The sequence below is a fragment of the Virgibacillus sp. FSP13 genome, from assembly GCF_054048505.1.
Map to the genome: position 1 here is coordinate 1 of NZ_JBSVKG010000039.1, position 14810 is coordinate 14810.

Sequence of the window (14810 nt, forward strand, 5' to 3'; positions counted from 1 at the left end):
AAAATAGGAACCTTTCTTTACGGACACAAAATTGTCCAAACTTTTTGTACCAATTCACCGGCAAAGTCTTTTATACTATAGAAGTAGCGAATGGAAGACACTTAGAAAAATAAATTTTAAAAACCATACACCCAATACAGAAGTCTTCTGAAATGATAGGCAATGAATAATTTTAAGGAGGTTTCGTATGCCAAATATATGGACACATATGCTGTTTTGTGAAGATGTCGTGGACTCCATTAAAATTCCAAACCCATTTTTGAGTGATGAAGCCTTTATGAAGTTGGGTGCTCAAGGCCCTGATCCATTTTTTTATTATAATTTTTGGCCTTGGATTAAGGTAGAACCAGTTCACGATATAGGAATGGCATTACACACAAAACACTGTGGCGCTTTTTTAATGGATTTAATTACAGCGGCAAAGCACAGCAATAACCAAGTAAAAGCTTATGTTTTTGGATTTGTAACGCACCATATTTTGGATAGAAATGCACATCCATATATCCATTACAGAGCCGGTTATGAAGGGAATAACCACCAACGGCTTGAAGTGTTAATTGATACATTGATGATGGAAAAATACCATCACATGAAAACATGGAAAGCACCTGTTTATAAAGAAATTGATGTGGGACATTCATTGGATAAAGACATTGTAGATTTGTTATACACGACTATTAAAACGCATTACCCACAGCTTGCTAGAGAAGATAATGCGTATATTCAAAAATCGTATCGGGATATGAAATTGGCATTAAAGTTATTAGCTGATCCACATGGTTGGAAGAATGCATTACTTAAGCCATTGATCTCAGCATATTCTCATCAGCCAATTAAAGATCATGTGGATTATTTAAATTTAAACGAAACAACTTGGTATCATCCAGCAACAAATGATCCTAGTACAAAGACCTTTATCGATCTCTATGAACAAGGACGTGCGGAAGCATTAGAAATTATGACTTTAATTCTTCACTATTGGCAAAATCAAGATAACAAAGCAGAACAAAAAATTGCCGATTTAATTGGTGATATCTCCTATGATACAGGTAAACCACTATCACTGAACTTGGAAAATAAATATAGTGAACCGATCGTCTAAACCGTATAAAACAAAACGGGCAGAAACCTTTCTATCTGCCCGCACGTTACTTTTAGAGTTATGCTTTTTTCGCTTCCTTTACACCTTTGTCAATATCAACAAACCGTAATAAAATAATGCCTACAACAAAAAAGAAAACAAGTGATATAATTCCTAGCCTGCTTGATCCCGTTAGTTGCCCGACCAGCGCGAATAAAAACGGACCGAAAATAGCAGCGAACTTTGATGATATTCCATAGAATCCAAAAAATTCCGCATGTTTATTATCTGGTACCATTCTGCCATAAATTGATCGGCTAAGTGATTGCGCCCCACCTTGAACAACCCCAACACAAATTGCCAATAAATAAAAATGTAACGATGAGGACATGAAATAGCCTAAAACAACAATCCCAATATAAACGTAAAGCGTTACCAATAAAGCTTTTTTAGCCGTTATTTTCTTTGCTACCCACCCAAAGAAAAATGTGCATGGAATACCGACAAACTGTGTGATCAATAGTGCAGCAATTAAAGAATTCGAATCAATCCCAATATCCCGACCGTAAATCGTTGCCATTTTGATAATCGTTGAAATACCATCATTATACAGCCAAAAAGCTACTAGAAAAATCAATAATTGCTTATATTGCTTAATTTCTCTGAATGTAGATGTCACGCGCTGAAATCCAATCGCAATATAGGATCGGTCTCGTTTAACCGCTGTCTTTTTCTCCTCTTGAATATTTTTAAATAACGGTAATGAAAAAATAAACCACCAAACTCCAACAGTAGCAAATGACACTTGGCTGGCAACCGTTACATTTGGTAATCCGAACCATTGATATTTTAAAATCATTAAAATATTGATTGCTAGTAAAATTCCTCCGCCAATATAACCAAAAGCAAAACCATTCGATGAAATTTTGTCAATTTCATCTTCTTCGGCTATTTCCGGCAAAAAAGCATCATAAAAAATATTTGCGCTAGAGAAGCCAATTGTCCCAACGATTAACAGGATTGAAGCAAAGAGATAGTCCCCTTCTCCGACAAACGCTAGTAAAATACTTGCGATAATCCCCATGTATGCAAAAAATCGCAAAAACTTTTTCTTGGCTGCTGAAAAATCACTTATTGCCCCTAAAAAAGGAGCAAGAATCGCAACAATTAATACAGCAATCGATTGGGAATATCCCCAATAGCTAGTTGCCAATGATTCATCAAGGTTGACTGCCGCAACATCATAATAAAATACTGGTAAAACAGCTGCCATGATCGTAGTGGCAAATGCTGAATTACCAAAGTCATACAGCATCCAGCTACGTATCGTTTTCTTATTTTTCATAGATCAAACACCCCCATTGTTACTCAAGCATATCAAATTCTTAGTAAACGCGGGTAATTTTCTTAAAATTATAATCAATAAATTCATAAGAAAGTTAGAATAGATTAATTTTCCGCTTAATGATGCCTAATCAACCTTTTCAATCGTTGCTGCTACCTGATTTGTTTCTTCAATTGCTGACGACAATTTTGCCATTCGATTCACCTGTTCATCTACCATCGCTTCCAACTCTTCGATGGTTGCAGTTGTTTCTTCAATTAAGGAAGCCAAATCATCTACTGAATTATCTATAGTTTCAGAGGATATTTGAATTTCATTGGCTTGTTTTTTTAAGTAACCAAGATAACTAATAAAGTTTGCCAATTGTTTTGTAATGCTAGCAAAGTTCTCTTTTGCTTCTTTTGCATTGCCAACACTTTGCTGTAATTGTACTTTTTGTTCGTCCACTTCTTGACGTGCTTCTTGAACATCATTTTCAATTGATTCCTGGTTTTGACTTATTTGCTTGGCAGTTTTCTGTGATACTTCAGCAAGCTTACGAACTTCACCGGCAACAACTGCAAACCCCTTGCCAGATTCTCCTGCTCTTGCCGCCTCAATGCTTGCATTCAACGCAAGTAAATTGGTTTGTTCCGCGATATCCTGGATCTTCCCTGTATATGTATTATTTTCACCTATGCGTTGCACTAATTGATCCATATTTTTTCTTAGTAGCTCAAATGATTCCTGAAAACCAGCCAATGTCGCTGTTAGTTGTTCAACCGAGTGTTGCCCCTTTGACGACAACAGTCTCAATTCCTCACCATCTTGGGTACTTTTGGCAAAAGATGCAATCATTTTCTCTAATCGGTTATTTGTCCCCTCAGTAGTTGTTGAAATTGTTGTTGCTGTTTCCGCTTGGGATTGACTAGCTTTTGTGATCTCCTGGAATGCCAGTCGCATCTCATCCATCGATTGAGCATTCATGTTACTATCCTGCTCAATGATGTTCATTTGTTTCCGTACATTTTGTGTCCCATCATGTATTAGTTTAGCTTGCTTTGTCTTTTCCTCAGACTGTTTTTCACTTTCAGCCAATGCGGTCCGAACATCGACTAACAATCTTCGTGTTATCCTTACCTGTATCACTAATACCACAAATACCAGGATAAAGAAAACGATCGTAATAGCAGTAGCCCGTAAATCAAAACCAATCATTTCGCCCTTTGCCATTACAAAATAGGTTAGTACTGAAAGACCTAATACCCCACCAGTCACCAAAACGGTAAGTGAAAGTGAAATAGCGGCTACAGCCAAAACATAGAATGCAAATAGCATATTCGTTACATAATCAGAACTTAGAATGATCATAAAAGCAATACACGACAAGCTTATGATTGCTAAATAAGGGATCACCATTGGATAAACTTTTTTAAAATATAATACACCTATTACCGCAAGACTAATGGCCCCACCGATTCCCAATGCCAATAGATTTTCCTTTGGCGCGCCAACAATAACCTCTGCACCTATACCTAGAAAAAGTGAAAACAATAAAATGTAAAATAAAATTCGATTTTGCTGATGAATGATTCTATTATTATTTCGCATACATTCATTTCCCCCATGAATAATGTCCTGATTAAAAAGCACTATTTACATTAGTTAAAAAGGCTCCACCTACTAAGGGTGAAGCCAAATTTTTGATCTGATTCCCTATTCCCAAATAAAGTGTTTATATGCTTCGCTCCATTTTAAAAATGCCTCTTTGTTTCCTTCATCGATCGCGTTATTTATTGCGTCCTCTAGTCGTGCCTTATTCCAATTAAAACATAATTCATCTAACAACAATCGGGATGATAGCTTTAATTCATACGGAATTTCACGTTTTGCGTGTAGCACATCACCTTCATATCGATAATATCGGTAAATTAATTTTTGCTTTTTCATGGAACATACCCCCTTGTTCCTTTTTTCTATTATCCTAAATTTTGCGAATAATTGCAATGAAAAAGCAAAATTTTTTTACAAATTGTTGTTTAAAATCTTTACCAAGTGAAACTTACTTTACTCTTGTAAATACATATAACCAAGTGCTTGATTGTTTCTCTAGACCCACCATACACTACTTTGGTAGACTAAATAAGCTATGAACAAAAGCGTTTTGGAGGCGGCAATTCAATGAATCAACCAGATAATCTGAAAAAAGGAGAAAAAGGTGCTTGGATCAGCATCTTTGCCTATATTTTTTTAGCTATTGGAAAATTAGTTGTGGCACATATAGGTAATTCTGAAGCATTACGTGCGGACGGATTGAACAACTCAACAGACGTTGTTGCCTCAATTGCAGTTCTTATTGGCTTAAAAATATCAAGAAAACCTCCCGATGAAGACCATCACTACGGACATTATCGGGCTGAAACCGTTGCTTCATTATTCGCAGCTTTTATCATGATGTCAGTCGGCTTACAAGTTCTCTATGATACGTGCAAAAAAATGATTTCAGGGCACACTGTTCAACCAGACATGCTGACAGCCTGGACAGCAATAGGCGCTGCAGCTGTGATGTTTTTCGTTTACCGTTATAATGCTGCGCTTGCGAAAAAGGTACAAAGCACTTCTCTTCACGCCGCTGCACAAGATAATCGATCCGATGCACTTGTTAGTATTGGGGCTTTTATTGGCATCATTGGTGCACAAATCGGTCTATTTTGGTTAGACCCACTGGCAGGGTTTATTGTTGGTGTTATCATCTGTAAAACAGCCTGGGATATTTTTAAAGACTCCACACACACTTTAACAGATGGTTTTGATGAAAAATTGTTGGCAAAAATAAAGGCAAGCATCGCAAAAGTAGACGAGGTCAAAGAGGTTTACGATGTGAAGGGTCGTATTCACGGAAATCAAACGTTTATTGAAATTACTATTCTCGTTGATCCAACCCTTAATGTACGAGAAAGCCACGACATAACGGAGCGTATTGAACGTTTTCTGGCCGAAACACATAATATTTCATATGCCCACATTCATATTGAACCATATCCAAAACATTACAAATAACCGTGCGTTCTCTTCCTTTGAAGAAAACGTGCGGTTATCCATTTATCCTATTAGCTAATATGACTGTTTATTTCCATGTTGCCAACAGTTCATCAATACTTGGCCATCCATATGCTGTCTCTTGATATGTTCCTTCCCCAATTGTCGTTTCCTCTTCACCAACAGGCTTTGCACGATATCGTTCATAAAACCTGCTTGACGGATTCTGAGTTAATACCCACACAAGTAATGATTCATACCCCTGCTCTTTCATTTCTTCAGCAAAGACTCTTAACAATTTCGCACCCAACCCTTTACGTTGATATCCTGGTAGCAAATAAATTGTATAAATCTCACTATCATAATGAAATCGTTTAGTTCGCTCAGGTCCACCAGAAACAAAACCGATAACGTCTACATCATTCGAAATGACAAATGTACACTGTTCTTTTTTTTGCATTCGTAAAACTGTCTCCCATAGCGCTTTTCGATTTTCATATGTAATATTCGATAGATCCTCCTCATCCACCAAATCGGTATACGTATTTTTCCAGCTACGTACATGAATATTCGCTATTGCCTCTGCATCAGCGAATACCGCTCTTCTAATTGAAAACATTCGATCTCCCCCCTGCCGTTCACTAAAAATCTATTTATTATTTTGAGTGACTACATGATAACTTTTCTGTAAGGCACTTATTTGACTATTCATTATATAATAGCAAAAAGAAACACCGTAACAATTGCTCCAACAACTACTAATATAACATTCAATCCAATATACGCTAGGATGATTGCCACAATCCCTCCAATAATCCCCACATGTGGTTCCCCAGCTTTGACAGACATAATGCCGGGGAAAATTAGCGCACCTAAAGCAGCATATGGAATAGCATTTAACCACCGATTAGCCCATTCAGGAAAATGAATTTTATCGACAATATATGCCGGGATTAATCTAGGAATCATTGTTACAAGAGACATACCGATGATAATTGCAACAATCATGAATGGTCCTCCCCTTTCAGCAAATAAATTCCACTTAAGCCGCCTAAAACTGTCCCAAACACAATTGCCCAGCCATCACTCATAAATAGCCCACATAATGCATTAATAAGCATTGCGATAATGGCAATTAATCCTACTTTTAGTTCCTTTTTAACAGATGGAATCAACAACCCAATAAACATCGCATATAAAGCAATGCCCATACTTTGGCTGAGTTTTTCGGGAATTACTTCACCAAGAATACCACCTAAAAAAGAACCGAAAATCCATGAAAAATAAGCCGTTAAAATTAATGCTGTATAAAAAAGTGCCCCTTTTTCTTCTTTCGCTTCTTTCGTATGTAACGATGACACTGCAAATGTTTCATCCGTCAACCCTAATGATAAAGGAACCTTCCAACTACGTCCAATCACTCGTAAGCGATTCATAAAGGATAAACTCATAACAAAGTGTCGAAAATTAAGCACAAAAGTTGCGACAATTATTTCAATCGCTCCTGCCCCAACTGCGATCATATTAGCTCCCATAAACTGACTCGCGCCAGCAAATACGAGCACACTCATTAACGTTAACTCAGTTAAAGACATACCAGACTGTTTTGCTAAAACGCCATACGTAATCGCAATTGGCAAATATCCCAGCATAATTGGAAATCCAACCATTATGCCTCTTTTAACCATTTGTATGGAAGGTGGTGCTTCATTTTTCTTGAGTGCATTCGTTACCATGTTTCGTATCCCCTTGATTTGAAAATTTAGCCTATTATAACTGATATTTTTAAATTTAAAAAGTATTTAGTCTGGATAAATACATATTGACAGATTGTACAATAAAGATGTATATTCAAAATTAATATTTGAATAGGATTATCCGTGAATGCGAAGTAAAATCATTCTAAGCAGCAGTAGAGACAGGGTGGTAGCTGAAAACCCCGGCAGGATTGGTTTGAATTACACATTCAAAATTAGTACGGATCTTTTTGATAGAAGAGGATGGTTTCAAATCATCAATCAGGGTGGTACCGCGGAGAAAGGCTTCGTCCCTATTTTTGGGATGGAGCTTTTTTATTTTTAAAAGGAAAGAACTAACAACAAGGAGGAAAAATCAATGTTTCCAATCAACCCAAAATATAATCCACAAGTCAGCGAGTCGATTATTTTCTTTATCGTCATCATCGGACTCATTAGTTATTTCATCATTGGATTGGGATCTGTACCACATGTACCGATCATACTCGGAATTTTCTTGCTTGTTGCCTATGGATTGGTTAATCACATTCCATTTAAAACACTTGAAGAAGGAATGATCGCTGGAGCCAAGTCTGGAATGGCTGCCATCTTTCTATTTGTATTAATTGGTGTCTTAATTAGTAGTTGGATGATGAGTGGGACTATTCCTACCCTAATCAATACAGGCTTTAGCTTCATCGGTGGGACATGGTTTTATGCTATTGTCTTTGCGATTACAGCGATTGTAGGGATTTCACTCGGTAGCTCATTAACGACAACAGCAACGATTGGAGTCGCCTTTATCGGGATGGCTAGTGCGCTTGATGCTTCGATGGCAATTACTGCTGGCGCCATTGTCTCTGGTGCATTTTTCGGTGATAAAATGTCGCCATTATCCGATACAACAAATTTGGCGTCAACCATTGTCCAGGTGGATTTATTTGATCATATTAAACATATGAGCTTAACGACGATTCCAGCATTTATTATTACATTTATTATCTTTGTATTTTTATCACCAAACGGTACTGTCCCACTGCAAAAAGTCGGAGCATATCAAGATGCTTTGGCTACAACTGACTTAATGCATTGGACTTCCTGGCTTCCGCTAATCGTGTTAGTTATTTGTACTATTTTTAGGGCGCCTGCATTCATTGCACTTGCATTAAGTAGTTCACTAGCAACATTGCTAGCAAGTTTTACAAGCCAATTAACCTGGTCAGAAATATGGACGATTTGGTTTAATGGGTATGCGGCAAATACTGATTTTCAACCGGTTAATGACTTATTAACAAGGGGCGGAATAAACAGTATGCTATTCACCGTCTCACTCGTTATTCTGGCATTAGGTTTTGGTGGTTTGCTATTTGTTACAGGAATTGTACCGTCGATTTTAAATGCATTTAAGGAAAAACTAAAAAAAGTTCGTACCGTCATTATTTCTACTGCTGCAACGGCGATTGGAGTCAATGTTTTAATTGGCGAGCAGTATTTATCCATTATGTTGACAGGTGAGACATACAAAGGTATTTACCATAAAGCAGGTCTTCCCAACAAGGTATTATCACGAACATTGGAGGATGCCGGAACCGTGATTAATCCGCTTGTTCCTTGGAGCGTTTGTGGTGTGTTTATTGCTGATGTATTGGGTGTTCCGGTATTAACTTATTTACCGTTTGCCTTCTTTTGTCTATTAAGCCCAATTATCACGATTCTTTTCGGTGGAAAAAAATTAAAACAAGCTGACTAGGCCATGATGGCCTAGTCAGCTTGTTTCACACGATTTCGGCTAATTTACGCAACCCCTCCAACAATCGTGGGGAAGGGCGGCAATATAATGATTCTTCTAATACATGAATATTACCAGTTTGAATAGCCTTCATATTTTCCCAACCAGGGCGTTTTATCACTAGCTCTGGGCGCATTTTTTCTTCTTTTACACCAACCCAGACCATACAAATGTGGTCTGGATCCCGCATTTTCACGTCCTCCCAGTTGGTTTGAACACTAGCTTCATCCTCTGTATCAAAAATATTACGAGCACCAGCGAGCTTGCTGATTTCGGTCAGCCAATTGACTTTTCCAGGTGTAAACACAGGTTTTGGCCACCACTCCCAATAAAGACAGGGCTTTTCTTCCTTATTCTGTGCTTTCTCTTTAAAAGTTGCAATTTCACGTCGAAAACTATCCGCTTTTTCTTGGCCACGTTTTGCACAGTTCAATGCCTCACCAACCGTTTGAATATCATCTGCTATTTCTTCAAGCGAATTGGGATTTAGAATAATATACGGAAGCTCATATTCATCAAGTGCTTCAATATTTTTCTCCATACCTGGAACACTTAATGATGCCAACACGAGGTCAGGTTTTAATTCTACTACCTTTTTCATGTCAATTGATAGGTCAGGCCCTACTTTTGGTAATCGCTGAACTTCTGCCGGCCAATCTGAAAAGTTATCTACTCCTACTAATAGATCCGTCTTTTCTAAATAAGCAACGATTTCTGTATTACTTGGACAAATCGAAACTACTCGCATATTGGTCCCCCTCTACTTTATTTTACGTTGAGGTCTGCCCTTGATGTTAGTCCCGCTTTTTATTAGCCGTCTTGTTCAGTCGTGATTAATGGGCCATCCTTTGTAATAACAATGGTATGCTCGTATTGTGCAGAGCGGCCACCATCAACCGTTCTTGCCGTCCAACCATTATCATCCATTTTACTATGCCAATCCCCTTCGTTAATCATTGGCTCGATCGTGATAACCATTCCCTCTTTTAGGCGTACTCCTTTATTTGGAAGGCCAAAATGTGGGATATGTGGATCTTCATGAAGTGTTGGTCCAATTCCGTGTCCAGTAAAATCTCGTACAACGGAAAAACCTTCTCCTTCCGCATACGTTTGAATGGCATGCCCAATATCACCAATTCGACTTCCAACTTGCGCTTGTTCAATGCCTTTATATAGAGCTGTTTTGGTTACATCTAACAATTTCTGCCCTACTTTATCGATGTTACCTACTGGAAACGTCCAAGCGGAATCTGCTAACCCACCATTAAGATTAACAACGATATCAACGGTCACAATGTCCCCTTCAACTAACTTCTCGTCACGCGGAAATCCGTGGCAAATTTCATCATTTACCGAAGCACAAATTGCATACGGATAGCCTTCAAATCCTTTTTGCTCCGGAGTTGCACCATTGTCAGCCAAAAATTTCTCGACAAATGCATCAATCTCCATCGTTGTAATACCTGGTTTAACCAATTTAGCAATTTCTTTATGACATTCGATTAGTAAATCTCCTGCCTTCTGCATCATTTCAACTTCACGTTTGCTTTTTCGTGTTATCATAACTTTCTTCCTTTCGATCTATAATAGTGCGTGTTCAAAACCCCCATGTCTTATCCCGACACCGCAATTATTTGGTGACTTTTTGAACAACCTCTAATACAAGATTCATTTCCCAATATTTTTATGCACCCTAAAGTTTAACACAAATTCCCGATAAAATAATCCTAGATGAATTAATTTATATTATGAACAGTGTAGGAGTACCGCTCATTTTTAGGCTGTTTTCTATACGATTGTTGTTATTAAAAAAATATTTATATGTTTCCCAACAAGCCGCCCATATACAACTACTCTTTAAAATGCATACTCATTACTGCGTGTGATGTAGCACTGTCGTAGTTCTCCTCGTCTTGAGGGTGGGGACGGACGCTCCCCAACCGCTACCGGAAAATGTAGTGTATAGAGTTACGCGATAAATAGTAACAAATAACCCGAAAACATTTTTAAAAATTCCCACCTTTAATTTTCCAAGCCCAATTCTTTATTAGCCCTTCCATGTCTTTTTTTATTACATATATTGATAAAAAGAGGAGGTGAAGTAGTTGAGTGAAAATGTTGGAGGCGGCAGTGGTTTTGCACTAATTGTCGTGTTATTCATCCTCTTGATCATTGTAGGTGCTAGTGGATTCACTACTGGTGGCTATGGTGGTGGAGTTGGCTACGGTGGATACGGCGCCGGCTATGGCGGCGGATTCGGCGGTGGCTACGGCGGATTTGGTGGTGGTTGGTGGTAAAACCAATCACCTATGATAAAAAATCAATCAGTAAGGAGGTGATCGATAATGAGCTATGGCGGTGGCTACGGTGGCGGCTTTGCGCTAATCGTTGTGCTGTTCATCCTGTTGATTATTGTTGGAGCAGGCGGATATGTAGGCGGAGGTGTTTACTAAAATAATTTAATTATTTTGTGACCATCCACTTACAAAATCAAACTTCAACTAAATTGCAAGATAACGTACGGTTTTTTGGTTAGTCCATTGCCTATTCACCATCACCATTTATGGAGAAACATGGCTTATTCAATTTCCTTAACTGATAAGCCATCGTTTTTCTTATAATCGTTATTCCATTACTTGAAAACTACTAAAAATGAATCCCTGTGTCTTTATAAAAGGCGCAGGGATTGTTTGTTAAATATAATCATTGACATGGTATATGTTGCCATTGTGAATATTTTCTTCGTCAGTCAAAATATCAACAAGTACACCACCAACCATTTCCGTGTCTTTCAATAAATTATTTTCCTTATAACCCTTAAATTTCTCAACTTCAGCAAACTCTTCTGCTGACGTCAAGCGAATTTTTTCCTGCATTTGTGTGTCCATAATTCCGGGGCTAAATGCGATTATTTTGCTACCTGTTTTTAATTCGTCCTGTTCAAGTGCCACTGTTTGTGTATACATATTAATGCTGGCCTTGGTGCTGCAGTATGCACTCCAACCGTAAACAGGTCTTTCTGCTGCACCAGATGTGACAGTTACTCCAACAAAATGTATTTCCCTCTCGTTTGCCATTTTTAAAAATGAATTCATGATGACCATTGGTGCCAACGTATTTATTTGGATATGATATTTGAGATCAGCATTCTGGATATTTGTTGATTGGTCGATTGGTTCTACGACAGCTGCATTATTTACTAAATAGATAGCAGAAGGATCATTTGCAAAAATTAGTTTACCAATGTTATCGATAGTTTCCTCTATATTTTCCATGTCAGCCAAGTCACATGTATAATGTGTAAACATCACATTCTGTTGTTTTGCGTACGTTACTAATTGTTCATTCTTGCTGCGCGAAATGCCAATTACATTTATCCCCAATTCTATAAACAACCTAGCAACCGATTCACCAAGTCCTCGTGAAACACCAGTAATTACTGCAAATTTCATCTTATCTCCCCCATATGACGATACATCCATTCCATTCTGTTATGAAAAGAACCTTACTTTTTAATCACAATGGCTTGACTCCCCATCTGCTTCCAAGCCTGTTCAAAGTTTTTCCTGTTTACTTTTTGATTTTTTTGTCCGTAGGGATTATTTATGTATATGGATTTTTCATTATATCCCGTAATGACGACGCTATGCACACTGTATGTAATGTTTATGATGCCTGAATGTGTTTCCCACGTTTTAAAGTCATTGACTGGTACAAAATTTGCTGTTGTGATTATCCAAACAGGAAGACCTTGTGATACATTATCAAGGATTGTTTCAATCGGTTCACCCGTAAGATCAACTGCTTTTTTGCCTGCGTATTCCCTTGCAATGTCAGCTACTGGACCATGATATACGGACAATCCTGGGCCATTTTCCATGTCACCAACAAACCCATCATTTGGATTACCTTTTAGTCCATTTTCATATGTTAATGGGACACGTCCAATTTTTTTAGCAAGTTCATTTTTCGTAGTTTCATAGCCATTGTAATTTAACATCATTGCTAGACTACTAACTTCACAGCCGTTGTACAAACGTGGTGAATCCATTTGATTGATTAGTGGAACATCCAGAGGCTCCATTTTCGTTACTTCCTTTGGCAGTTCAATCTTATTTTTTTCAACTAATTTGCTAACGTTTTTGGCAGAATTGCTTGCAGGCTTCGGCTCTACAGCTTTTGCTTCACAGGACATAAGAAAGATCATGATCAAAATAAGATACACCACTAACAAATTCGTGTTCTTCACAAAGAAACTCCTTAAAACACTGACCTCGATTTAATTATTAAAATAGTAAGATAACTACAGTTGGGTTATTCCCCAGAATAGTCCGGGGAATACATTATTTTATTTTGTATGAACCTCATCCCAATAATGCACCAATGTTTCCATCCCCTTATCAAAGCTGTCTAATGGAAAGCTTTCATTTGGTGAATGCAAACGATCATCTGGTGTTCCAAATCCTAAGAGTACGATTGGAATGTCATAAATAGCCTCGATCCATTCGACGACTGGAATTGATCCACCCATTCTGACATAGACTGTTTCCTTTCCAAAGGCTTTCGTATAGCTCGTTGCTGCCTTTTCAATCAGTGGATGATTTGGCTCGACTTTATACGCTTTAGCTGACAGCTTTTCTTTTTTTACTTCTATCGTAACGCCTGATGGTGCATTCTTTTGAATGTGCTCTTCAAGTAGGCTTTGAATTTTTTCAGGATCTTGTCCAGGTACAAGACGGCAGGTAATTTTTGCGGTTGCCGATGACGGGATAATCGTTTTCGTACCTTCTCCTTGATAGCCACCGTAAATTCCATTAATTTCAAAAGTTGGGCGTGCCATTGTATGTTCTTTTGCTGTATACCCTTTTTCCGATACGGTTTGGGGTGCACCAGTTGATGCTTCGTAATCCTCACCCTGTACCCGTTTAATTAATTCCCGTTCTTCATCTGTTAAAGGTTCTACATCATCATAAAAACCATCGACCGTAATGACTTCTTCTTCATTTTTCATGGATGCTAAAATATGACTTAATGCCATAATCGGATTCCGTACCGCTCCACCATACATCCCAGAGTGTAAGTCATGATCAGGTCCTGATACGGTAATTTCAATACCCGTAAACCCTTTCAATCCATAAAGTATTGTCGGCTGGTTTTCGGCAACCATCCCTGAATCAGAAATGACAGCAAAATCAGCATTAAATAATTCCTTTTTGTCATGAAGAATTTCATATAGGTTCTCACTGCCGATTTCTTCTTCTCCCTCAATACAAACCTTGACATTTACCGGCAGTTTTCCTTCCGCTTTCATATATGCTTCGAACACAGCAAGATGCATGAATACCTGGCCTTTATCATCACTTGAACCACGCGCATAGAGACGACCATCACGTACTTCTGGTTTAAACGGATCACTTTTCCATTGGTTAATCGGATCAACCGGCTGTACATCATAATGCCCGTAAAACAATACGGTTGGAGCATCAGACCCCGCCTGATTATATTCAGCAAATACTAATGGGTGCCCACCAGTTTCTTGTTGTTCCACTTTATCAAAACCAATATCATGTAAGTATGTTTCTAAAAAATCCGCCGCTTCTTTAATATCTTTTTTATGTACACTATCCGTGCTGACACTTGGAATCGACAAAAACTGATTTAACTTTTCTAATAATGAATCACGATTTTCTGTCAGGTAATTAATTACTTTTTCGCTCATGTACAATTCCTCCCATTCGTTTATATTTATTTTAGCATACCACAAGCAGAGTAACTAGTTGGACGATGCTTTGATTTCTGCTCTCGCGCCGATGTTTCTGCTCTCGCGCCGATGTTTCTGCT

Annotated in this window: 16 protein-coding genes; 5 read left to right on the top strand and 11 right to left on the bottom strand. The window is 38.1% G+C overall.

Translation table 11 applies throughout. The features are described 5' to 3' along the window. The first annotated feature begins 187 nt into the window (after window positions 1-187). The gene (locus ACW2QC_RS19355) at window positions 188-1102 is read left to right on the top strand and encodes a zinc dependent phospholipase C family protein (protein WP_457545569.1); all 915 of its coding nucleotides are present in this window, start codon (window positions 188-190) and stop codon (window positions 1100-1102) included. Window positions 1103-1160: 58 nt separating this feature from the next. Here the strand turns inward: ACW2QC_RS19355 and ACW2QC_RS19360 are convergent, their stop codons facing one another. From ACW2QC_RS19360 to ACW2QC_RS19370, 3 genes are all read right to left on the bottom strand, one after another. Next, the gene (locus tag ACW2QC_RS19360) at window positions 1161-2426 is read right to left on the bottom strand and encodes an MFS transporter (RefSeq protein WP_457545570.1); all 1266 of its coding nucleotides are present in this window, start codon (window positions 2424-2426) and stop codon (window positions 1161-1163) included. A gap of 126 nt (window positions 2427-2552) precedes the next feature. After that, window positions 2553-4016, bottom strand: a complete 1464-nt coding sequence (locus tag ACW2QC_RS19365) for a methyl-accepting chemotaxis protein (RefSeq protein ID WP_457545571.1) — start codon at window positions 4014-4016, stop codon at window positions 2553-2555. A gap of 105 nt (window positions 4017-4121) precedes the next feature. Continuing rightward, window positions 4122-4355, bottom strand: a complete 234-nt coding sequence (locus tag ACW2QC_RS19370; RefSeq protein ID WP_457545572.1) for an IDEAL domain-containing protein — start codon at window positions 4353-4355, stop codon at window positions 4122-4124. Window positions 4356-4586: 231 nt separating this feature from the next. Between ACW2QC_RS19370 and ACW2QC_RS19375 the strand changes: the two genes are divergently transcribed. Next, entirely contained in the window at window positions 4587-5465 is an 879-nt protein-coding gene (locus ACW2QC_RS19375; protein WP_457545573.1) for a cation diffusion facilitator family transporter, read from the top strand. Between the two features lie 67 nt (window positions 5466-5532). Here the strand turns inward: ACW2QC_RS19375 and ACW2QC_RS19380 are convergent, their stop codons facing one another. The 3 genes from ACW2QC_RS19380 to ACW2QC_RS19390 form a co-directional block, all read right to left on the bottom strand. After that, entirely contained in the window at window positions 5533-6063 is a 531-nt protein-coding gene (locus tag ACW2QC_RS19380; RefSeq protein WP_457545574.1) for an N-acetyltransferase family protein, read from the bottom strand. A gap of 92 nt (window positions 6064-6155) precedes the next feature. Further along, window positions 6156-6452 carry an AzlD domain-containing protein gene (locus tag ACW2QC_RS19385; RefSeq protein ID WP_457545575.1) on the bottom strand — a complete coding sequence of 99 codons (297 nt, stop codon included), beginning with the start codon at window positions 6450-6452 and terminating at the stop codon, window positions 6156-6158. Next, the gene (locus tag ACW2QC_RS19390) at window positions 6449-7180 is read right to left on the bottom strand and encodes an AzlC family ABC transporter permease (RefSeq protein ID WP_457545576.1); all 732 of its coding nucleotides are present in this window, start codon (window positions 7178-7180) and stop codon (window positions 6449-6451) included. The genes ACW2QC_RS19385 and ACW2QC_RS19390 overlap by 4 nt, the downstream gene beginning before the upstream one ends. A 379-nt stretch (window positions 7181-7559) precedes the next feature. Here ACW2QC_RS19390 and nhaC point away from each other — a divergent pair, with 379 nt between their 5' ends. Next, entirely contained in the window at window positions 7560-8930 is a 1371-nt protein-coding gene (gene nhaC, locus ACW2QC_RS19395) for a Na+/H+ antiporter NhaC (protein WP_457545577.1), read from the top strand. A gap of 25 nt (window positions 8931-8955) precedes the next feature. Here nhaC and ACW2QC_RS19400 read toward each other — a convergent pair whose 3' ends face one another. Then, window positions 8956-9717 (bottom strand): cobalamin-binding protein, encoded by a 762-nt coding sequence (locus ACW2QC_RS19400; protein WP_457545578.1) that lies wholly within the window; start codon window positions 9715-9717, stop codon window positions 8956-8958. A gap of 62 nt (window positions 9718-9779) precedes the next feature. Beyond that, window positions 9780-10532, bottom strand: a complete 753-nt coding sequence (map, locus tag ACW2QC_RS19405) for a type I methionyl aminopeptidase (RefSeq protein ID WP_457545579.1) — start codon at window positions 10530-10532, stop codon at window positions 9780-9782. Window positions 10533-11074: 542 nt separating this feature from the next. On the opposite strand from map, the gene ACW2QC_RS19410 reads away from it, so the two are divergent. Together ACW2QC_RS19410 and ACW2QC_RS19415 are read left to right on the top strand one after the other, a co-directional pair. Beyond that, window positions 11075-11266, top strand: coding sequence for a YjcZ family sporulation protein (locus ACW2QC_RS19410; protein ID WP_457545580.1), 192 nt, complete (start codon window positions 11075-11077; stop codon window positions 11264-11266). A 48-nt stretch (window positions 11267-11314) separates the two neighbouring features. Next, entirely contained in the window at window positions 11315-11422 is a 108-nt protein-coding gene (locus ACW2QC_RS19415; RefSeq protein WP_457545581.1) for a YjcZ family sporulation protein, read from the top strand. A 240-nt stretch (window positions 11423-11662) separates the two neighbouring features. On the opposite strand, the gene ACW2QC_RS19420 is transcribed toward ACW2QC_RS19415, so the two are convergent. The 3 genes from ACW2QC_RS19420 to ACW2QC_RS19430 all read right to left on the bottom strand — a co-directional run bounded on the left by ACW2QC_RS19420 (window position 11663) and on the right by ACW2QC_RS19430 (window position 14688). Then, window positions 11663-12421, bottom strand: a complete 759-nt coding sequence (locus ACW2QC_RS19420) for a (S)-benzoin forming benzil reductase (protein WP_457545582.1) — start codon at window positions 12419-12421, stop codon at window positions 11663-11665. Window positions 12422-12474: 53 nt separating this feature from the next. Beyond that, on the bottom strand, window positions 12475-13218 hold the full coding sequence (locus ACW2QC_RS19425) for a C39 family peptidase (RefSeq protein WP_457545583.1): 744 nt from the start codon (window positions 13216-13218) through the stop codon (window positions 12475-12477). A 99-nt stretch (window positions 13219-13317) separates the two neighbouring features. Next, a complete protein-coding gene (locus tag ACW2QC_RS19430) occupies window positions 13318-14688 on the bottom strand; it encodes a dipeptidase (RefSeq protein ID WP_457545584.1) in 1371 nt (456 codons plus the stop codon). Between the last annotated feature and the right edge of the window lie 122 nt (window positions 14689-14810).